General features: G+C 71.2%; 19 protein-coding genes. 5 read left to right on the forward strand and 14 right to left on the reverse strand.

What is annotated here, in order from left to right; translation table 11 throughout:
- Positions 1 to 205: 205 nt before the first annotated feature.
- The 9 genes from ACIP79_RS13630 to hisD all read right to left on the reverse strand — a co-directional run bounded on the left by ACIP79_RS13630 (position 206) and on the right by hisD (position 7,666).
- Positions 206 to 1,099 carry an alpha/beta hydrolase family protein gene (locus ACIP79_RS13630; RefSeq protein WP_401223408.1) on the reverse strand — a complete coding sequence of 298 codons (894 nt, stop codon included), beginning with the start codon at positions 1,097 to 1,099 and terminating at the stop codon, positions 206 to 208.
- Positions 1,100 to 1,960: 861 nt separating this feature from the next.
- Complete coding sequence (gene hisF, locus ACIP79_RS13635; protein WP_401222821.1) at positions 1,961 to 2,716, reverse strand: imidazole glycerol phosphate synthase subunit HisF; 756 nt, start codon at positions 2,714 to 2,716, stop codon at positions 1,961 to 1,963.
- The gene (locus ACIP79_RS13640; protein ID WP_401222823.1) at positions 2,713 to 3,111 is read right to left on the reverse strand and encodes a RidA family protein; all 399 of its coding nucleotides are present in this window, start codon (positions 3,109 to 3,111) and stop codon (positions 2,713 to 2,715) included. Before ACIP79_RS13640 ends, hisF begins: the two co-directional genes overlap by 4 nt.
- Complete coding sequence (priA, locus tag ACIP79_RS13645; protein WP_401222824.1) at positions 3,108 to 3,836, reverse strand: bifunctional 1-(5-phosphoribosyl)-5-((5-phosphoribosylamino)methylideneamino)imidazole-4-carboxamide isomerase/phosphoribosylanthranilate isomerase PriA; 729 nt, start codon at positions 3,834 to 3,836, stop codon at positions 3,108 to 3,110. The genes ACIP79_RS13640 and priA overlap by 4 nt, the downstream gene beginning before the upstream one ends.
- Positions 3,837 to 3,839: 3 nt before the next feature.
- A complete protein-coding gene (gene hisH, locus ACIP79_RS13650) occupies positions 3,840 to 4,490 on the reverse strand; it encodes an imidazole glycerol phosphate synthase subunit HisH (protein WP_401222826.1) in 651 nt (216 codons plus the stop codon).
- Entirely contained in the window at positions 4,487 to 4,651 is a 165-nt protein-coding gene (locus tag ACIP79_RS13655) for a hypothetical protein (RefSeq protein ID WP_383687021.1), read from the reverse strand. Before ACIP79_RS13655 ends, hisH begins: the two co-directional genes overlap by 4 nt.
- Positions 4,648 to 5,241 carry an imidazoleglycerol-phosphate dehydratase HisB gene (gene hisB / locus ACIP79_RS13660; protein WP_266465344.1) on the reverse strand — a complete coding sequence of 198 codons (594 nt, stop codon included), beginning with the start codon at positions 5,239 to 5,241 and terminating at the stop codon, positions 4,648 to 4,650. The genes ACIP79_RS13655 and hisB overlap by 4 nt, the downstream gene beginning before the upstream one ends.
- Positions 5,238 to 6,347: a histidinol-phosphate transaminase gene (locus tag ACIP79_RS13665; protein ID WP_401222828.1), complete on the reverse strand. Its 1,110-nt coding sequence runs from the start codon at positions 6,345 to 6,347 to the stop codon at positions 5,238 to 5,240. The genes hisB and ACIP79_RS13665 overlap by 4 nt, the downstream gene beginning before the upstream one ends.
- The gene (gene hisD / locus ACIP79_RS13670; RefSeq protein WP_383687025.1) at positions 6,344 to 7,666 is read right to left on the reverse strand and encodes a histidinol dehydrogenase; all 1,323 of its coding nucleotides are present in this window, start codon (positions 7,664 to 7,666) and stop codon (positions 6,344 to 6,346) included. The genes ACIP79_RS13665 and hisD overlap by 4 nt, the downstream gene beginning before the upstream one ends.
- A gap of 191 nt (positions 7,667 to 7,857) precedes the next feature.
- Between hisD and ACIP79_RS13675 the strand changes: the two genes are divergently transcribed.
- From ACIP79_RS13675 to ybaK, 4 genes are all read left to right on the forward strand, one after another.
- Entirely contained in the window at positions 7,858 to 9,438 is a 1,581-nt protein-coding gene (locus tag ACIP79_RS13675; protein ID WP_401222829.1) for an oxidoreductase, read from the forward strand.
- 222 nt (positions 9,439 to 9,660) lie between these two features.
- Positions 9,661 to 10,680 (forward strand): hypothetical protein, encoded by a 1,020-nt coding sequence (locus tag ACIP79_RS13680; RefSeq protein WP_401222831.1) that lies wholly within the window; start codon positions 9,661 to 9,663, stop codon positions 10,678 to 10,680.
- An 11-nt stretch (positions 10,681 to 10,691) separates the two neighbouring features.
- The gene (locus ACIP79_RS13685) at positions 10,692 to 11,432 is read left to right on the forward strand and encodes an LON peptidase substrate-binding domain-containing protein (protein ID WP_401222833.1); all 741 of its coding nucleotides are present in this window, start codon (positions 10,692 to 10,694) and stop codon (positions 11,430 to 11,432) included.
- 17 nt (positions 11,433 to 11,449) lie between these two features.
- Positions 11,450 to 11,950, forward strand: a complete 501-nt coding sequence (ybaK, locus tag ACIP79_RS13690) for a Cys-tRNA(Pro) deacylase (RefSeq protein WP_401222835.1) — start codon at positions 11,450 to 11,452, stop codon at positions 11,948 to 11,950.
- A 296-nt stretch (positions 11,951 to 12,246) separates the two neighbouring features.
- Here the strand turns inward: ybaK and ACIP79_RS13695 are convergent, their stop codons facing one another.
- The 4 genes from ACIP79_RS13695 to ACIP79_RS13710 all read right to left on the reverse strand — a co-directional run bounded on the left by ACIP79_RS13695 (position 12,247) and on the right by ACIP79_RS13710 (position 16,267).
- Positions 12,247 to 12,903, reverse strand: a complete 657-nt coding sequence (locus ACIP79_RS13695; protein ID WP_401222836.1) for an AAA family ATPase — start codon at positions 12,901 to 12,903, stop codon at positions 12,247 to 12,249.
- Between the two features lie 34 nt (positions 12,904 to 12,937).
- Positions 12,938 to 13,759: an ABC transporter permease gene (locus ACIP79_RS13700; protein ID WP_401222838.1), complete on the reverse strand. Its 822-nt coding sequence runs from the start codon at positions 13,757 to 13,759 to the stop codon at positions 12,938 to 12,940.
- Between the two features lie 111 nt (positions 13,760 to 13,870).
- A complete protein-coding gene (locus ACIP79_RS13705) occupies positions 13,871 to 14,845 on the reverse strand; it encodes an ABC transporter ATP-binding protein (RefSeq protein ID WP_401223410.1) in 975 nt (324 codons plus the stop codon).
- A 204-nt stretch (positions 14,846 to 15,049) separates the two neighbouring features.
- On the reverse strand, positions 15,050 to 16,267 hold the full coding sequence (locus ACIP79_RS13710; RefSeq protein WP_401222840.1) for an NYN domain-containing protein: 1,218 nt from the start codon (positions 16,265 to 16,267) through the stop codon (positions 15,050 to 15,052).
- A gap of 223 nt (positions 16,268 to 16,490) precedes the next feature.
- Here ACIP79_RS13710 and ACIP79_RS13715 point away from each other — a divergent pair, with 223 nt between their 5' ends.
- Complete coding sequence (locus ACIP79_RS13715; protein ID WP_399212636.1) at positions 16,491 to 16,670, forward strand: hypothetical protein; 180 nt, start codon at positions 16,491 to 16,493, stop codon at positions 16,668 to 16,670.
- A gap of 154 nt (positions 16,671 to 16,824) precedes the next feature.
- On the opposite strand, the gene dnaE is transcribed toward ACIP79_RS13715, so the two are convergent.
- Complete coding sequence (gene dnaE, locus ACIP79_RS13720) at positions 16,825 to 20,361, reverse strand: DNA polymerase III subunit alpha (RefSeq protein WP_383685683.1); 3,537 nt, start codon at positions 20,359 to 20,361, stop codon at positions 16,825 to 16,827.
- Positions 20,362 to 20,414: the final 53 nt, after the last annotated feature.

Raw genomic sequence — 20,414 nt, forward strand, 5'->3', positions numbered from 1 at the left:
CCCCGAACCCCCCGTGAACAGGGCGGATACCGTCCGCCTGGGACGAAGGATGGGCGGGCTCCCAGACGGGACGGGCAAGGCTTGTGCGCCCGCACAACCCGGAGCCCGACCGGTGAGCCCTCGGACACCCGCCCCCGCACGCAGGCGACGGCCGCCGGAACGGCGGCCGTCACTCACGCACGGGATCAGACCGTGCCGCGCGCGGTCAGGAGGTGTGCGGGCAGTTGCCCTGGTACTCGGCGATGGTCAGCGACGTCTGCGGCAGCGGGCAGAGGAACTGCTCGTAGCGGGTGTCATTGTCGATGAATCGCTTGAGCCACGAAATGCTGTACTTCGCGATCGTCGTGTTCGAGCTGTTGGGCGTGAAGTGGCTGGCGCCCCTCAGCTCCAGGTACGCCTTGTCGAGCGAGCTCGGCAGGCTCCGGTAGAAGGGCTCGGAGTGCGAGGCCACCGGCGCGATCGTGTCGCCGTCGGCACCCACGATCAGAGTGGGCGTCCTGACCTCCGGCCAGGTGGTGTCCGTGTTCCACCCGGTGAGCGGGATCGCCGCCTGGAGCGAGGGACGGCTCTTCGCGGCCTCCAGCGTGCCGCCGCCGCCCATCGAGTGGCCCATGACGCCGAGCCGGGTGCTGTCGATCCTGGTCCGCACGGAACTGCTCTGGGTCAGGTAGTCGAGCGCGGCGAGCAGCTGCCGTCCGCGGCTGTCGGGCTGGTCGAGAGTGGTGTTGGTGTCGATGGTGAACACCACGAAGCCCTGGGAGGCGAGGCGCGTCCCGAGCCAGGAGATGGACGACTGGTAGGCGGTGAACCCGGGCGAGATGACCACCGCGCCGAACGTGCCGTCGCTGGTCGAGGTCGGGTAGTACACGGTGCCGCCGCCGAAGCCGCTCACGCTCAGCGAGGAGACGCTGGTCTGGGAGACGGCGTAGGACCCACGGGACGCCTCGATACTGGAGACCGTGGGGGCGGGGCCGCGCTCGTACGGGTTCGCGGCGGCCCGCGTCTCGGCGGCCGGGGCGTTGATCGCCTGCGCTCCGGTGGCCTGCGCGGCGACGAGGCCGCCTGCGGCCAGCAGGGCCGCGAGACCGGTCCGCGCCAGCCGGCCGGTGAGCCGGTTGGGGCGGTGGGGGGCGGGTGCGGCGGGGATTGCGCGGTTCGACTCTTGCACGGTGGGTGCATCCTCTCGGTGAGGGGCGACGGACCCGCGCCGCGGCCGTGACGCGGCCATGACATGAGGGTGGAAGGCGCACGCTGCGACGCGGCGAGGTCCGTCTCGGTGGTTGCGCTGGCAACTGTCGTCCCGGCCCCGGCTCCGTACATCGGCAGAATCACCGGTGTTACGCCAACAGCCCCCACAACCCACACCACCGCCACGCCCACAGCACCGCTCCCCGCCCGGTGTCACCCGGACAGCCCCCGCCTACACCGCTGCGGCGCCGCCAGCCCCGCGACCCACACCACCGCCACGCCCACAACCCCGCCCCCGCCCGGTGTCACCCCGACAGGCCCTCGCCGCCCACACCGCTGGGGCGCCGCCACTGCCCGCCACCCACACCGGTCTCCCGCCGAGCTCCCGCCACCCACACCGCTGTCACACCGACAGCTCCGACCCCCGCCCGCTGTCGCGCCGAGAGCCCGGCCCCCGCACAGCTGCGGCGCCGCCAGTCCCCGCCACCCGCACTGCCGTCGCGCCTCAGCCCCGACCCCCCGCCCCGGCGTCACGCCGACAACCCCGACCCCCGCAACAGTCTCGCGCCGACAGCCCCCGCCACTCACACCGCCGCCACGCCCACACCCCAACCCCCCACCACCACCCGCACCGGTCTTGCGCCCTCAGCCCCGCCCCCCGCCCCGCCCCGCCGTCGCGGCATCACCCGCGAAGCGGCCCGCACACAAAAACCGGCCCGCCCCCGGCGGCGGAAGCTGCCGGGGGCGGGCCGTGGGCGACGACGCGGGAAGATCAGCGGACGGGATGCCCCGCCTCCCGGAGCGTGTCCTTCACCTCGCCGATCCGCAGATCGCCGAAGTGGAAGACGGACGCGGCGAGTACCGCGTCGGCGCCCGCGCCGATGGCGGGCGGGAAGTGCCCGAGCCGCCCGGCGCCGCCGCTGGCGATCAGCGGAACGGTCACGTGCTTGCGTACGGCCTCGATCATCTCGATGTCGTAGCCGTCCTTCGTGCCGTCCGCGTCCATCGAGTTGAGCAGGATCTCCCCCGCGCCCAGCTCGGCGGCCCGGTGCGCCCACTCGACGGCGTCGATGCCGGTGCCCTGGCGACCGCCGTGCGTGGTGACCTCGAAGGAGCCGCCCTCGGTCCTGCGCGCGTCCACCGACAGCACCAGCACCTGCCGGCCGAACCGTTCCGCGATCTCACGGATGAGATCGGGCCTGGCGATCGCGGCGGTGTTGACCCCGACCTTGTCGGCGCCGGCCCGCAGCAGCTTGTCCACGTCCTCGGCGGTGCGGACACCGCCTCCCACGGTCAGCGGGATGAACACCTGCTCGGCCGTACGGCGCACCACGTCGTAGGTGGTCTCGCGGTTGCCGGAGGACGCCGTGATGTCAAGGAACGTCAACTCGTCGGCGCCCTCGGCGTCGTACACCTTGGCCATCTCGACGGGGTCGCCCGCGTCGCGCAGGTTCTGGAAGTTGACGCCCTTGACCACCCGGCCGTTGTCGACGTCCAGGCAGGGGATGACTCGAACCGCCAGGGTCATGACGCCGGCTCCCCGCGGTACGCCTCCACCTCGACCTCGACGACCAGGCTCGGGTCCACGAAACCGGAGACGATGATCATCGAGGCGGCGGGGCGCACGGAGTCGAACAGCTCCTTGTGCGCGCGGCCGATGTCCTCGACGTCCCGGGCGTGGGTGATGTACATGCGCGTACGGACGACGTCCTCGCGCCCGAGGCCGAGCTGCTCCAGGGCCCCGAACGCCACGTTGAAGGAGTTGACCGTCTGCTCGTAGGGGTCACCGGCGGCGATCTCGCCGTTGACCACGGAGGTGCAACCGGCCACCAGCACCAGGCCGTTGGGCAGTTCCACCGCGCGGGAGTACCCGAAGGCATCCTCCCAGGGCGCGCCGGTCCTGACTCGTCGTACGCCGCTCACAGGGCAGCCACCGTTTCCAGCGCCTCTTCCAGGGTGAAGGCCTTCGCGTACAGGGCCTTCCCGACGATCGAGCCCTCGACGCCCAGGGGCACGAGCTCGGCGATCGCGCGCAGGTCGTCCAGGGAGGACACGCCTCCCGAGGCGACGACGGGCCGGTCGGTCGCCGCGCACACGTTGCGCAGCAGTTCCAGGTTCGGCCCCTGGAGCGTGCCGTCCTTGGCGATGTCCGTCACGACGTACCGCGCGCAGCCCTCGGAGTCCAGGCGCGCCAGCGTCTCGTAGAGGTCGCCGCCGTCGCGGGTCCAGCCCCGGCCGCGCAGGGTCGTGCCACGTACGTCGAGACCGACCGCGATCTTGTCGCCGTGCTCGGCGATGACCCCGGCGACCCATTCGGGGGTCTCCAGGGCGGCGGTGCCCAGGTTGACGCGGGTGCAGCCGGTGGCGAGGGCGGCGGCGAGGGTGTCGTCGTCGCGGATGCCGCCGGACAGCTCCACCTTGATGTCCATGGCGCCGGCCACCTCGGCGATGAGCTTGCGGTTGTCGCCGGTCCCGAACGCGGCGTCCAGGTCGACGAGGTGCAGCCACTCGGCGCCCGACCGCTGCCAGGCGAGAGCCGCCTCCAGGGGGGAGCCGTACGAGGTCTCCGAGCCGGACTCGCCGTGGACGAGGCGGACCGCCTGGCCGTCACGGACGTCGACGGCGGGGAGGAGTTCGAGCTTGGCCATTGTCTACAGGGTTCCGATCCAGTTGGTGAGCAGCTGGGCTCCGGCGTCGCCGGACTTCTCGGGGTGGAACTGGGTGGCCCACAGGGCGCCGTTCTCGACCGCGGCCACGAAGGGCTTGCCGTGCGTGGACCAGGCCACCTTGGGTGCCCGCAGCGCCGGGTTCCCGACCTCCAGGGACCAGTCGTGGACGGCGTAGGAGTGCACGAAGTAGAAGCGCGCGTCGGCGTCGAGGCCCGCGAACAGCTCGGAGCCGGCCGGGTGTTCGACGGTGTTCCAGCCCATGTGGGGCACGATGTCGGCCTGGAGCGGCTCGACCGTGCCGGGCCACTCGTCGAGGCCCTCGGTCTCCACGCCGTGCTCGATGCCGCGTGCGAAGAGGATCTGCATGCCGACGCAGATGCCCATCACCGGGCGTCCGCCGGCCAGCCGCCGGCCGACGATCCAGTCGCCGCGCGCCTCCCGCAGGCCCTTCATGCAGGCGGCGAACGCGCCGACGCCCGGCACCAGCAGCCCGTCGGCGTTCATCGCCTTGTCGTAGTCACGCGTTATCTCGACCTCGGCGCCCGCCCGTGCGAGGGCGCGCTCGGCGGAACGGACGTTGCCGAAGCCGTAGTCGAAGACGACGACCTGCCGCTTCTTTCCGGAGCTGGTCAACTCCACACCGCCAGTCGCATCACGCCCGCGACGAGACACATCGCGGCGCCGATCGAGACCAGCACGATGAGGCTCGCCGGCATCTTCTGCTTGACGAAGGAGTACACGCCGCCGAGCAGGAAGAGTCCGACGACGATCAGGATGCTCGACAGGCCGGTCACAGCGCGCCCTTCGTGGAGGGGAGGATGCCGGCGGCGCGCGGGTCACGCTCACAGGCGTACCGCAGCGCGCGGGCCAGCGCCTTGAACTGGCACTCCACGATGTGGTGCGCGTTGCGTCCGTAGGGCACGTGCACGTGCAGCGCGACCTGGGCCTGCGCGACGAAGGACTCCAGGATGTGCCGGGTCATCGTCGTGTCGTACTCGCCGATCATCGGCGCCATCTTCTCGGGCTCGGTGTGCACGAGGTAGGGGCGGCCGGAGAGGTCGACGGTGACCTGGGCGAGCGACTCGTCCAGGGGGACCGTGCAGTTGCCGAATCGGTAGATCCCGACCTTGTCGCCGAGCGCCTGCTTGAAGGCGGCGCCGAGGGCGAGGGCGCTGTCCTCGATGGTGTGGTGCGAGTCGATGTGCAGGTCGCCCTCGGTCTTCACGGTCAGGTCGAAGAGACCGTGCCGGCCGAGCTGGTCGAGCATGTGGTCGTAGAACCCGACCCCTGTCGACACGTCGACCTTGCCGGTTCCGTCGAGATCGATCTCGACGAGGACCGACGTCTCCTTCGTCACCCGCTCCACTCTTCCGACGCGGCTCATGCGTTCTGCTCCTTCTTCAGTTCACGTACCGCGTCCAGGAACGCGTCGTTTTCGGCGGGAGTTCCGGCGGTGACCCGCAGCCGTCCCGGGATGCCGTTGTCCCGGACCAGGACGCCCCGGTCGAGGATCTTCCGCCAGGCCTCGTGGGCGTCGGCGAACCGCCCGAACTGCACGAAGTTGGCGTCCGACTCGGTCACCTCGTAGCCGATCGCGCGCAGTTCGGCGACCAGCCGGTCGCGCTCGGCCTTGAGCTGCTCCACGTACCCCAGCAGGGTGTCGGTGTGCTCCAGGGCGGCCAGCGCGGTCGCCTGGGTGACGGCCGACAGGTGGTACGGCAGCCGTACGAGCTGGACGGCGTCGACGACCGCCGGGTGGGCGGCGAGATAGCCGAGGCGCAGCCCGGCCGCGCCGAACGCCTTGGACATCGTCCGCGAGACGACGAGATTCGGCCGACCTTCGAGCAGGGGCAGCAGCGAGTCGCCGTGGCTGAACTCGATGTAGGCCTCGTCGACCACGACCATGGACGGCTTCGCCGCCTGCGCGGCCTCGTACAGCGCGAGTACCGTCCCCGGCGGCACCGCGTTGCCCGTGGGGTTGTTGGGGGTGGTGATGAAGACGACGTCCGGCCGGTGCTCGGCGATCGCCCGCTCGGCGGCGGCGAGGTCGATGGTGAAGTCCTCGCTCCGCGGACCGGAGATCCAGCCCGTCCCGGTGCCGCGCGCGATGAGCGCGTGCATCGAGTACGAGGGCTCGAAACCGATCGCGGTCCTGCCGGGTCCGCCGAAGGTCTGGAGCAGTTGCTGGATGACCTCGTTGGAGCCGTTGGCCGCCCAGACGTTCTCCGCGGCGACCGGGTGTCCGCCGGTCTTCGTCAGGTACCCGGCCAGCTCCGTGCGCAGCTCGACCGCGTCGCGGTCGGGGTAGCGGTTGAGGTTCCTGGCCGCCTCGCGGACCCGCTCGGCGATCCGCTCGACGAGCGGTTCGGGCAGCGGGTAGGGGTTCTCGTTGGTGTTCAGGCGTACGGGGACGTCGAGTTGGGGCGCGCCGTACGGGGTCTTGCCGCGCAGTTCGTCGCGGACCGGGAGGTCGTCGATTCCGAAGGTCACTGGCCCGGCACCTGCCATCCGAACCGGGCCTTGACCGCCGCGCCGTGCGCGGGCAGGTCCTCCGCCTCGGCGAGCGTCACCACGTGGTGGGCGACGTCGGCGAGGGCGTCCTTCGTGTAGTCGACGATGTGGACGCCGCGCAGGAAGGACTGGACGGACAGGCCCGAGGAGTGGCAGGCGCAGCCGCCGGTGGGCAGGACGTGGTTGGAGCCCGCCGCGTAGTCGCCGAGCGAGACGGGGGCCCAGGGGCCGACGAAGATCGCTCCTGCGTTCCTGACCCGGTCGGCGACGGCCGCCGCGTCCGCCGTCTGGATCTCCAGGTGCTCGGCGCCGTACGCGTTGACGACGCGCAGGCCCTCTTCGATGCCGTCGACGAGGACGATCGCGGACTGCCGGCCGTTCAGCGCCGGGACGATCCGGTCCTCGATGTGCTTGGTGGCCGCGACCTGCGGCTCCAGCTCCTTCTGCACGGCGTCCGCGAGGGACACCGAGTCGGTGACCAGGACGGCGGCGGCGAGCGGGTCGTGCTCGGCCTGGCTGATCAGGTCGGAGGCGACGTGCACCGGGTCGGCGGTGTCGTCCGCGAGGACGGCGATCTCGGTCGGCCCGGCCTCGGCGTCGATACCGATCTTTCCGGTGAAGTAGCGCTTGGCGGCGGCGACCCAGATGTTGCCGGGGCCGGTGACCATGTCGGCGGAGGGGCAGGACTCGGTGCCGTACGCGAACATCGCGACGGCCGTGGCGCCGCCGGCCGCGTACACCTCGTCGACGCCGAGGAGGGCGCAGGCGGCGAGGATCGTCGGGTGCGGCAGGCCGCCGAACTCGGACTGGGCCGGCGACGCGAGCGCGATGGACTCGACGCCCGCCTCCTGTGCCGGGACCACGTTCATGATCACGGACGACGGGTAGACGGAGCGTCCGCCCGGCGCGTACAGCCCGACGCGGTCGACGGGCACCCACTTCTCGGTGACCGAGCCGCCGGGCACGACCTGGGTGGTGTGCGTCGTCCGGCGCTGTTCGCGGTGGACCAGACGGGCCCGGCGGATGGACTCCTCCAGGGCCGCGCGCACGGCGGGGTCGAGCCGCTCCAGGGCGTCGGCGATGGCCGCGGCCGGGACCCGTACGGATTCCAGCCGTACTCCGTCGAACTTCTCCGCGTAGTCGATCAGCGCCGCGTCTCCCCGATGATGCACGGCCTCGCAGATCGGACGCACCTTCTCCAGGGCGGCCGAGACGTCGAAGTCGGCTCGGGGCAGCAGGTCGCGCAGGGCGGCACCCTCGGGGAGGGCGTCGCCGCGCAGGTCGATTCGGGAGATCACAGGGCCAATTCTCTCAGACGGCGAACGGGCCCCGGACGCCCGTATCAATGTCTGATACAAGCCGTGGAAGATCAGCTTCACCGTTAGCGTTCGGGACGTCACCGGGCGGGCATTGAACGGTTGTCCGAAACCCGCGAGCAACGCGAGCAACCAGGGGCTGACGCCAGGAGCCGGGGAGGAAGGGAGGAGCCGTGAGCGAGGGAGCCGGCGTCCGGGGCGGGGACCTGCCGGACGAGCTGACCGCCGCCGAGGCCGGAATGTGGCAGTCCTTCCGCAACGGCAGCGTGTACGACCTGCGGAGCGGCGACACGCTCGCCGACGATCCGCACGGCGGCCATCCCTGGGGCCCCGAGCGCAGTGTGCGGGCCCGGATCGTGGCGTGGCTGCTCCTCGACGGACCGCCCGCCCTCCAGGGCCGGGTCGCCTCCCTGAAGCTGACCGGCGTGCAGATCACCGACGTGCTCGATCTCGCGGGCGGCACCGTGGAGCCGTACGTCGAGCTGAAGGCGTGCAGGTTCGAGAAGGAGATCCTGCTGCCGGAGGCACGGTTCCGGACCGTACGGCTGGTGAACTGCTCGGTGCCGCGGCTGGAGGCGGCCCGGGTGCACACCGAGGGGGATCTGCATCTGCCGCGCTGCCGCTTCCACAACGGCGTACGCCTCACCGACGCGCACATCGGCACGGACCTGCTGCTCAACCAGGCCGTGGTCTACCGCGACCGGCGCGGGCGTTCGATCACCGGTGACGGCATGACCGTGGGCCAGGACCTCCAGGCGGAGATGCTGGAGTCGCACGGCGAGCTGAGCCTGCGCGGGGCCAGCGTCGGCGTCTCGCTCAGCCTGCGCGGCAGCAGGCTGAGCAACCCGTACACCCGCCTCGCGCTGAACGCGCCCCAGCTGACCGTCAACCGCACGCTCTACATGACCCCGGCGGGCGTCAGCAATCCGCTGGTGACCAGCGGCACGACCCCGGCGCGCGGCACGGTGGTGCAGCGGTTCGAGTGCCGGGGCGGGATACGGCTGGACGACGGGCGGTTCGGGGACGCGCTCGACCTGGAACGGGCCCGCTTCACCTTCGACGACGACCAGGAACTGTCGCTGCGCCGGGTCCAGACCCCCGAGCTGCGCTTCCTCGGGGAGAGACCGGAGCGCGGCAAGGTGGTGCTGTCGGGCGCCAAGGTGGTCAACCTGGTGGACAGCGCGGCCGGCTGGCCGGGGCCCGGCGCCCTCCACATGGGCGGCTTCAGCTACGAGAACCTCGTGCCGCAGGGCGCTTTCCCGCTGGCCCGGCGCCTGGAGTGGGTGGCCGCGGCGACCGCCGAGTACAACCCCGAGCCCTACGAGCGGCTGGCCACCGTGCTGCGCAACTCCGGCGAGGACGAGGACGCCCGCCAGGTGCTGCTCGCCAAGCAGCGCCGCCGCCGCGAGACGCTGCCGCTCGCCGCCAAGATCTGGGGGTACGCCCAGGACTGGACGGTCGCCTACGGGTACCGGCCGGGGCGGGCCGCCCTGTGGATGGCGGTGCTGTGGGCGGCGACGTCCCTCGCCTTCCGGCACGCCGACCACCCACCGCTCAAGAACGGCGAACATCCGCCGTGGAACCCGTCCCTGTTCGCCCTCGACCTGCTGCTTCCGGTGATCGACCTGGGCCAGGTCGGCTTCTGGCAACTGCGCGGCGGCTGGCAGTGGCTGGCCGCCGTGGTGATCCTGCTGGGCTGGATCCTGGCGACGACGGTCGCGGCGGGGGCGACGCGGCTGCTGCGGCGGGGGTGAGGGGGCGGGGGTGAGAGGGCGGGGGCAGCCCCGATCCACTCCGCCCCGCCCCGCCCCGACCCCGTCGGCGGCGACCCGACAGCTGACAGCTGACAGACAGTAGAGCACCCGTCACCTTTTACTCTCCCTTGACCGACGACCGTACAACCAATCGGGGGTTACGAAAGCTTCACCGCGTCTCCCTGTCACAGCCCCGAACGGCTGCTTTCAATGGTCTCCACCATGGCTTTGCTACGCGCGTTCATCCGCACCGCCCGGATGGCCCGGAACACCTCGCGCCTCGCCGCCGGGCTGCCGGCCGACGAGGAGGTGCTGCTCGACGTCCCGGACGCGCGGCTCGGCCCCGCCCTGGTGGCGGCCGGCCGCGGCGAGTACGCCCCCGCCGCCAAGCTGCTCACGACCACACGCGAGGCCGCCGAGTGGGAGAACCGCGACCGGTACGCGATGCGCCTCGCCACCTTCGCCCGCTCCCGTGACGAGTGGCTGCGGGAATGGCAGGCCGCCTCCCCGCACGACCCGGACGCCCTGCTGGTCAAGGCCGAGCTCGCGGTGTCCCGGGGCTGGGAGTCCCCGGCCCGCGTCGAACTGCTGCGCGAGGTCGGCCCGCTGATCGCCGCCGCCGCGGAGGGCGATCCGCGTGACCCGGTACCCTGGCGGATCGCACTCGACCAGGCCCGCGGCACGAACGCCGGGCACACCGAGTTCGAGCAGCTGTGGGGCGAGGCCGTACGCCGTTCCCCGCACCACTACGGCTGCCATGTGGCCGCCCTGCGGTATCTGTCGGCCGCCTGGTACGGCTCGCACCGCGAGTGCTTCGACTTCGCCGAGCGGGCCGCCCAGGACGCGCTGCCCGGCTCGCTGGTGCAGGCCCTGCCGGTGCGGGCCGCCTTCGCGTACCTGACGGAGGGCGGCGGCGCCCCGGTGCCGCGCGAGCGCCTGGACGCGGCGGCCGACCTGGCGATCGGGGTCTCCTCGGCGTACGCCTCAGGCGACGCCTGGCCCGCGGAGGTCCGCAACCTCCTCACGTACGTGCTGGTCAGACTGGAACGCTGGGAGGACGCCTTGGAACAGCTGCGCGCGATCGGCCCGTACGTGACCTCGTTCCCGTGGGACCGGGTCTCGGACGACCCCCTGGGACAGTTCCTGGAGCTGCGCGACGGCGTCCGTCTGGAGGTCGCCGCGGGTATGCCTCTCCATCCACGGAGTGAGCGCGGCGGACGCGCCCGCTCCGGCGACCATTAGGCTCTCCCGTCGTGACCACCGTCCGGCTCCCGCTCTTCCCCCTGAACTCGGTTCTGTTCCCGGGGCTCGTGCTTCCTCTGAACATCTTCGAGGAGCGCTACCGCGCCATGATGCGCGATCTGCTGAAGACCCCCGAAGACGAACCGCGCCGGTTCGCCGTCGTCGCCATCCGCGACGGCCACGAGGTCGCCCCCACCGCACCCGGCATGCCGGACCAGACCGCGGAACCCCGGCGCGGGCCCGCGGCCGGGTTCGGCGACGACCCGGCCAAGGCCTTCCACGAGGTGGGCTGCGTCGCGGACGCGGCGACCATCCGGGAGCGCGACGACGGCAGCTTCGAGGTGCTGGCGACGGGGACGACCCGAGTGCGCCTGCTCTCGGTGGACGCCTCCGGCGCGTTTCTGACGGCCGAACTGGAGGAGCTGCCCGAGGACCCCGGCGAGGAGGCCGGGGCGCTCGCTGAGGGCGTCCTGCGGGCCTTCCGGCAGTACCAGAAGCGACTGGCGGGCGCCCGGGAGCGTTCCCTGACCACCGGAGCCGACCTTCCGGACGAACCGGCGGTCGTCTCCTACCTCGTCGCGGCCGCCGCGATGCTGGACGTCCCGGCGAGGCAGCAGCTCCTCCAGGCCCCCGACACCGCCGCCCGGCTGCGCGAGGAGCTGAAACTCCTGCGCGCGGAGACCGCGATCATCCGTAATCTGCCGTCGTTGCCGGCGGCGGACCTGACGCGCGGCCCGACGAGTCTCAACTGACACATCCGAGAAGGCCGATGGCGAAGAAGTCGAAGAAACAGCAGGCCGGGGGCACCCCGGCGACCGTGGCCCTGACGGCGGCGGGCGTCGCGTTCACGGTCCACGCCTACGAGCACGACCCCGCCCACCCCAGTTACGGCGAGGAGGCCGCCGAGGCGATGGGCGTCTCACCCGAACGGGTCTTCAAGACGCTGGTCGCCGACGTGGACGGCACCCTGACGGTCGCGGTCGTCCCCGTCGCGGGCACCCTCGACCTGAAGGCCCTGGCCACCGCGGTGGGGGGCAAGCGCGCGACCATGGCGGACCCGGCGGCCGCCGAGCGCACCACGGGATACGTCCGCGGCGGCATCTCCCCGCTCGGCCAGCGCAAGAGGCTCCCCACCGTCCTGGACGCCTCGGCCGCCGCCCACCCCACGATCTGCGTCTCGGCCGGCCGCCGCGGCCTGGAGGTCGAACTCTCCCCCGCCGACCTCCAGACCCTCACCGGCGCCGTGTCCGCCCCCATCGGCCGCCCCTGACCCCTCGACGTACCCCTCGTCCTCGGCTAAGCACGAGAGACATGTCGAAGAAAACCCGCAAACGCAAGTGGCGCACCAGAAAGGGCCGAGCGAACCACGGAAGACGCCCGGCGTAAATCTTTCCAGCCCGTCCGGCGTAGATCATTCCAGCCCGTCCGGCGTAAATCTTTCCAGCCCGTCCGGCGCTTGAGGACGAGCGCGAAGCGCGAAAGGGGGGCCTGGGGGCGCAGCCCCCGGAGACGGGACGGGAAGGGGCGGAGGGGGCGAAAAACCCAGGCCGACCCACCCCACGGCGCCTAGACGGCAGGCGGCACGCCCGGCGCATCCCCGTAAGGGCTGAGGAAGGGATCAGGATCCCGCGGCCCGAACAACGCGGTGAGCCCGATATGCACCACCAGCGCCCCCAGCGTCCAAGCCATCAACGCCCCCTTCGCCCCCAGCTTCAACGGCGCGGAGAAGGTGACCCCCTTGCCCACTTCCTTGGCATGCGCGACCACATCCGTGGTGGGCCCGAGCCACACCCCGATCCGCCACGCGAGCAACGACCCGAGCACTCCCCCGACCGCGAGCCCGACCACCAGCGGCACACCCCCGCGCCGCCGCAGCAGGAACACCACCAGCGCACTCACCGCACCGAACCCCAGCGCCAGCAGAGTGAACGTTCCGTCGACCCCGATGGCCTGCTCGCCCTCGCTGTCCTTGAGATACACCGCGCTGTCGTCCGCGATCAACGGCACCGACGGCGCCAGCCACCACCACAGCAGCCCGAGCAGCACCCCGCTGACCGCCACGGCCACCGCGATCACGGCGGCCTCGCGCACTTCGGTCTTCATCCCGGGGCCGTCCTGTTCGTACCCGGACACTCCCGCCGCGCCATGGGCGGGCGGAACCTGCCAGGCGTCGTGCGAGGGCTGGTGATGCGGCGGCGGAGGCGGAGTCAGCGGAGCGGTCACCCTGACATCGTGCCAGGCCCGCCTGTCGGCCGCGTCACCGGACGGCCGCCCGGCGGTACGCCCAGGTCGCCAGAGCCAGCGAGGCCACCCCGACACCCGCGCAGACGGCGAGGTTCCCGAGGACGGCGGCCCAGTCGGGATGGTCCCCGAACGTCCGCGCGAAGGCCTCCACGCCGTACGTCGAGGGCACCAGGTCACGCGCGTACTGGACCACCGTCGGCAGCCGGTCCGCCGGCAGCACCCCCAGCAGCAGCGCCGCCGACATGCCCAACTGCCCGAGCAGGGTGGCGAGTTCGGGGCGCGGTGCGAGCAGCCCCAACGCCGCGCCGAGCCCGGCGAGCGCGGCCCCCGCCAGCGGGATCACCAGGACGAGCACCCACAGGTTGGTCAGGGGCAGGCCGAAGAGCACACAGCCGAAGACGGCGGTGAAGACGGTCCCCGGCACGGTGAAGGACGCGTACGCGCCCGCCGCGCCGAGCACCACGGCGGCCGGCGGCACAGGCAGCGTCGCGTAGTGGTCGAGTCCGCCACTGGCGCGCAGCTGTCCGAAGTACTGGGCGAGCAGGTTGAGCCCGACGTAGGCCACCACCAGGACCGACGACCCGGCCACCACGGCCCGCGCCTCGCCCCCGCCGTCCACCACACCCCGCATCAGGATCATGATCCCGACGGACTGGAAGGTGGCCACGAACAGCAGCGGGATCCGCGCGACGCGCGCCCGGGACAGCTGCGCCCGGTACACGGCGGCCAGGGCCGGCCACAGCCGCGCCCGAGGCCCCAGCTCCGCGGCATCGGAGACTTCCTCGGCCACGGACAGCACACTGCCCGGCAGCACCTCAGCGGGTACGACACTCACGTCGAGCTGCTCCTCTTCACTCCGGCAGCAGTCCTGTTCTCACGGCCCATGACAGTCCGTACGGATTCCGTGCTCCGCACACTCAAGTCGCTCACGCCTTCACCACGTCGCTCACGCCTTCACCAGTCCCTGCGTGGCGGCGCCGCCCAGCGCCAGGTACACATCCTCCAGGCTCGGCGTGGCCAGGGTGAAATCGTCCAGGGCGGCGAAGGCGGCGCCGCCGGTGACCGTGGCGACGGCCGCGCGGGCCTCCTCGGGGCCCAGCCGCAGGGTCCAGCGCCTGCCGGACTCGACGGCGCGCTCACGCAGCGCGGCGACCTCGGGGACGTGCAGCGGGGCACGCTCGCGCCAGACGAGCTCGACGCGCACCTCGCCCGCGACCTGTTCCTTCAGCCCGGCCGGGGTGTCGCAGGCGATGACCCGGCCCCGGTCGAGGACGGCGACCCGGTCCAGGACCGTCTCGGCCTCGATGACGTTGTGGGTGACCAGCAGTACGGTCGTGTCGCGCTCGGCCCGGCGCCGGTCGACGGCGCCCCAGACCGCGCGGCGGGCCATCGGGTCCATGCCGGTGGTCGGCTCGTCCAGGACGAGCAGCTGCCGCTCCCCCACCAGGGCGGCGGCCACGCAGGCGAGCCGCCGCTGTCCGCCGGACAGCTTCTTGAGGGGACGGCCCGCGATCGAGGTGAGACCCAGCTCTTCCAGGACGGCGTCGCGCTCGGCCCGCGCCGCGCGGAGTTCGAGCCCGCGCAGCCGCGCGGTCGTCTCCGCGGCGAGCGACACGGTCATCTCGTCGAGCGCGGTGGACTCCTGGCCGAGGTACGCGAGGATCCGCGCCGCCCGCTCGGGGTGGCGCACGATGTCGTGCCCGAGGATCTCTACGCTGCCGCTGTCGGGACGCAGGAGCCCGGTCAGCTGCCGTACGAGGGTCGACTTGCCGGCGCCGTTCGGCCCGAGCAGCCCGAAGATCTCACCGCGCCTGATGTCCAGACGTACCCCGTCGGTGGCCCGTATCTCCGGCGTGGCGGGGATGCCGCGCCGGCCGCGCGCGGCCGGGTAGGTCTTGGTGAGCCCGCGCACCGCGCACACGACATCACCCCTGTGCCCGTTGCGGACTGCCCCTGCCGTGCGCGTACTCACGAAGGACGAGACTACGGGGTCCTGTGCCCCGTTATGAGCCCGGGTCCTCGGCCGGACCCGCCGCGAGGCCGCTTCCGGGCCTGTGACCAGCCCTCGGAACACCTGTTCCGGCGCTCTGGCCTGGTCACCGAGAAGGCCGTCGCCCTCTCCCGCTCAGTCCCCCGCCGGCGCGTGTTCCGCCGCCGTCCGCACGTCGATCTCACGCCAGAAGCCCGCCCTGATCGCGTACCTGTCGTGCTCGTCGATCTGGTCGTCCTTGTGCGCGAGGAGGCCGAAACGGGCCGCGTAGCGCAGCAGTTCGCCGTCCACCCGGTGCGGCACGCGCGGGTACATCGTGGACAGCTTCTGGAGATGGCTCTGGTCGATGAGCCGCCCCATCCAGCGGCGCGCGAAGACCTGCCCGACCTCGTAGGGATCGCCGCCGACCGTGGTGATGTCCTCCTCGCGGTCCGCCCAGCGCTGCTCGGCGGAGGTGAGCTGCGCGAGGGTGGGCAGCGAGGCGGCCTCCGCGGACTCGGCGGCGCCGCCCGGCCGCTCGACCCAGCCCTTGTCGGAGGACCAGCGCAGGGTCGCGCTCGCGGGATGCTGCGCGGGCTGGGTGCCGGGCCCGCGCAGCGCGGCCAGATCCTTCGGGGTGGGTACGCCCTTGGCGGCGGGCGCCCGCTCCTCCGCGCCGTTGGCCGACTCGGCCGCCGAGGCGTGCTCCGCCTCCTGCGTGGTCCGCTCGGACGTGCCGGTGTGCGCGGACTCGGGGAGCGGCGCGGAGAGGATCGCGGCGATCTCGGGTCGCGGCGCCGGCGGCGGCGCGCAGATCCCGCCGATCTCCTTGGCGCGTACGGCCTTGGTGATCCAGGCCCGGTCGAGCACCCGCCGCTCGTCTGCCTCGGCCACCAGGTCCTCGGACTGGTTGTAGTCCCCGTCGGCGGCCTGCACGGCCCACAGGTGTACGGCGACCCCGTGCTCCTTGGCCGCCATCATGCCCGGCAGCAGATCGCCGTCGCCGGTCACCAGGACGACGTCGGAGCAGGCGCGGTTGCGGGCCAGTTCGGTCAGCTCCGCGTGCATGGCGGCGTCGACGCCCTTCTGGGCCCACCGCCCGTCGCTGCGGGTCAGCGCGCCGAGGCGCACCGTGACACGTGGCATCACGCGGAGTCTGCGGTGCTCGGGCTGGGGTACGCGGTCGGGGGCGCCGTCGAACCAGTAGATGCGCAGCAGCGGCCGTTCCGTGTCGGACTCGGCACGCTCGCGCAGGCCCTGGATGAGGGCGGCGTGGTCGACGGTGATCCGGGATCGGGAGGAGTCCCCGGCGAGGAGGCTGGCGGCAGCCCCGAGCAGATACCCGGCGTCCACCAGGACGATGCAGCGGTCCACGCGGTCCACCCTCTTTCCGGGAGGTTTGCTTCGGGCTTCCTTCGAGTCTGCCCGACCACGCGGAGGTTAACGGCCGGAACTCGATCTTCGGCGTGGCGTATCCGGACATCACCCCCCGACAGGGCTTATTACGCACGGTAATTCTCCGAAATGCGCCGCTTCTCAGCCTATGTGAGTCTGATTCCGGCCCTGGCCCCTATAACCCCCGTGGGAGGCAATCACCATGGCCAAGAACAAGAACCGTAAGCAGGGCGGGCAGCAGGACCGCTCCTCGCAGGCCGAGCGTGCGCAGGAGCAGGCCGACCGGTCCTCGACCGAGGCGCAGCAGTCGCCGATGCCGCAGATCCAGGGCAGCCCGGCGGACGTCGCCCGTAAGCACCAGAAGCGTTTCGGCCACAACTAAGGCCGCACGCTGGGCTGTTGAAGCCCGAACGGGCCGTCGTGGCCCGTGCACACGCCGAGGGGCGCATCCGGATCCGGATGCGCCCCTCGCGTACGTCGGTCGACGGCCGGCAGGCAGCCGGTCGGCAGTCGCCCGCCGGTGCCCGCCAGTTGTGTCAGCCGGCCAGGCAGGCCGGTCCGAGCAGCACCTTGAGGTCGCCGAAGAGCGCCGGGTCCGGCTTCACCCGGTGCCGGTCGAGCCGCAGCACCGTCGTCTTCAGCGGGCCCTGGAGCCTGATGCGGACCTCGCTCTCGCCCTTGTGGTGACTGAGGATCTCACCGAGCCGGCTCACCATCGGCGGCGTGACCCTGGTCGCCGGGATGGTGAGGATCACCGGCGCGTTGGTGCCCGCGTTCGACAGGTCGGGGACCTGGAGTTCCATCGCGACCAGACGCGGCACGTCCTCGCGCTTGTCGAGGCGCCCCTTGACGAACACCACGGCGTCCTCGACGAGTTGGGTCGACACCAGCTGGTAGGTCGCGGGGAAGAACATGCACTCGATGGAGCCGGCGAGGTCCTCCACCGTGGCGATCGCCCAGGCGTTGCCCTGCTTGGTCATCTTGCGCTGGAGACCGGAGATGATGCCGCCGATGGTCACCACCGCGCCGTCCGCGTGCTCGCCCCCGGTGAGCTGGGAGATACCGGCGTCCGCCTTGTCGGACAGCACGTGCTCCAGGCCGAAGAGCGGGTGGTCGGAGACGTACAGACCGAGCATCTCCCGCTCCTGGGCGAGGAGGTAGACCTTGTCCCACTCGTCGGTCGTGAACTCGACGTCCAGTCCGAAGCCGGGCTCGCTGGTGTCCTCGTCGCCGCCCCCGAAGAGGTCGAACTGCCCCTCGGCCTCCTTGCGCTTGACCGCCACCACGTTGTCGATCATCGGCTCGAACTGCGCGGTGAGGCCCTTGCGGGTGTGCCCCATCGTGTCGAACGCGCCCGCCTTGATCAGTGATTCGGTGGTGCGCTTGTTGCAGGCGACCGCCTCGACCTTGTCGAGGTAGTCGGGGAACGAGCCGTACTTCCCCTTGGCCTTGCGGCTCCTGATGATCGACTCGACCACGTTCGTCCCGACGTTGCGGACGGCGGAGAGGCCGAAGAGGATCACGTCGTCGCCCTGCGCGGCGAAGTTCTGCTCCGACTCGTTGACGTTCGGCGGGAGCACCTTGATGCCCATGCGCCGGCACTCGTTCAGATAGACCGCGGACTTGTCCTTGTCGTCCTTGACCGAGGTGAGCAGTCCCGCCATGTACTCGGCGGGGTAGTTCGCCTTCAGGTAGGCGGTCCAGTACGAGACCAGTCCGTACGCGGCCGAGTGCGCCTTGTTGAACGCGTATCCGGCGAAGGGGACCAGCACGTCCCACAGCGCCTTGATGGCCTCGGGGCTGTAGCCGTTCTTCTGGGCGCCGGCCTGGAAGATGGTGAAGTTCTTCGCCAGTTCGTCGGGCTTCTTCTTGCCCATCACGCGGCGCAGGATGTCGGCCTCGCCGAGTGAGTAACCGGCGATGATCTGGGCGGCCTTCTGCACCTGCTCCTGGTAGACGATCAGGCCGTAGGTGACCGCGAGGACCTCTTCCAGGGGCTTTTCGAGCTCCGGGTGGATCGGCGTGATCTCCTGCAGCTTGTTCTTGCGCAGGGCGTAGTTGGTGTGCGAGTCCATGCCCATCGGGCCGGGACGGTAGAGCGCCGAGACGGCGGAGATGTCCTCGAAGTTGTCGGGCTTCATCAGGCGCAGCAGGGAGCGCATGGGGCCGCCGTCGAACTGGAAGACGCCGAGGGTCTCACCGCGCTGGAGCAGTTCGAAGGTCGTCGGGTCGTCCAGCGGGAGGGCCAGCAGGTCGAGGTCGACGCCCTTGTTGGACTTCACCATCTTGACGGCGTCGTCCATGATCGTCAGGTTGCGCAGGCCGAGGAAGTCCATCTTCAGCAGGCCGAGCGACTCGCACTGCGGGTAGTCCCACTGCGTGATCGTCACGCCGTCGGTGTGCCGCACCCAGACCGGGGCGTGGTCGACGATGGGCTCGCTGGACATGATCACGCCGGCCGCGTGCACGCCCATCTGCCGGACCAGGCCCTCGACGCCCTTGGCGGTGTCGATGACCTTCTTGACGTCCGGCTCGTTCTCGTACATCGCCCGGATCTCGCCCGCCTCGCTGTAGCGCGGGTGCGAGGAGTCGGTGATGCCGCTGAGGTCGATGCCCTTGCCGAGGACGTCGGCGGGCATGGCCTTGGTGAGGCGGTCGCCCATCGCGTACGGGTAGCCCAGCACGCGCGCGGAGTCCTTGATGGCGTTCTTCGCCTTGATCTTTCCGTACGTGCCGATCATGGCGACCTTGTCGGCGCCGTACTTCTCGGTCACGTACCTGATCACCTCGACGCGCCGACGCTCGTCGAAGTCGATGTCGACGTCGGGCATGGAGACGCGCTCGGGGTTGAGGAACCGCTCGAAGATCAGACCGTGCGGGATCGGGTCGAGGTCGGTGATGCCCATGGCGTAAGCGACGATCGACCCGGCCGCCGAACCACGTCCCGGGCCCACCGCGATGCCCTGGTTCTTGGCCCACATGATGAAGTCGGCGACGACGAGGAAGTACCCCGGGAACCCCATCTGGATGATGACGTCCATCTCGTACTCGACCTGCTTCTGCCGGTCGTCGGGGACGCCGCCGGGGAAGCGCCGCTCCATGCCGAGGCGGACCTCCTCCTTGAACCAGGTGACCTCGGTGAACCCCTCCGGGATGTCGAACTTCGGCATGAGGTTCTTCGCCTCGAACATGCCGGTGGTGTCGATCTGTTCGGCGACCAGGAGGGTGTTGGCGCAGCCCTCCTGCCAGGCGTCCGAGGAGTCGACGGCGTACATCTCGTCCGTGGACTTCAGGTAGTAGCCGGTGCCGTCGAAGCGGAAGCGGTCGGGGTCCGAGAGGTTCTTGCCGGTCTGGATGCACAGCAGCGCGTCGTGCGCGGTCGCCTCGTGCGCGTACGTGTAGTGCGAGTCGTTCGTCACCAGGGGCGGGATGCCGAGCTTCTTGCCGATCTCCAGCAGGCCGTCACGGACCCGGCGCTCGATCTCGATGCCGTGGTCCATCAGCTCCAGGAAGTACCGGTCCTTGCCGAAGATGTCCTGGTACTCGGCCGCCGCCTTGAGTGCCTCGTCCTTCTGGCCGAGCCGCAACCGGGTCTGGAGCTCACCGGAGGGGCAGCCGGTGGAGGCGATGAGCCCCTCCGACCACTGGGAGATGGTCTCCTTGTCCATCCGCGGCCACTTCTGGAGCCAGCCCTCGGCGTACGCGTCCGAGGAGAGCTTGAAGAGGTTGTGCAGGCCCGTGCTGTTGGCCGCCCAGATCGTCTTGTGCGTGTAACCACCCGAACCGGAGACGTCGTCCCGCTTCTGGTGCGGCTGGCCCCACTGGATCTTGCGCTTGTTGCGCCGGGACTCCGGGGCGACGTACGCCTCGATGCCGATGATCGGCGTGACGCCCATCTTCTTCGCCGTATGGAAGAAGTCGTACGCCCCGTGGAGGTTGCCGTGGTCGCTCATGGCGATGTGCGACATGCCCATCTCATTGCAGGCGTTGAACATGTCCTTGAGCCGCGCGGCACCGTCCAGCAGCGAGTACTGGGTGTGGACGTGCAGGTGCGTGAACGGCGGCTTCGACACGGTTTCGGCCTCCAAGGAGAACGTTCGGCGACAGGCTGCGGACAGTCTGGGGG

Origin of the sequence: Streptomyces sp. NPDC088747 (genome assembly GCF_044751025.1) — a bacterium.
Classification (GTDB): Bacteria; Actinomycetota; Actinomycetes; order Streptomycetales; family Streptomycetaceae; genus Streptomyces.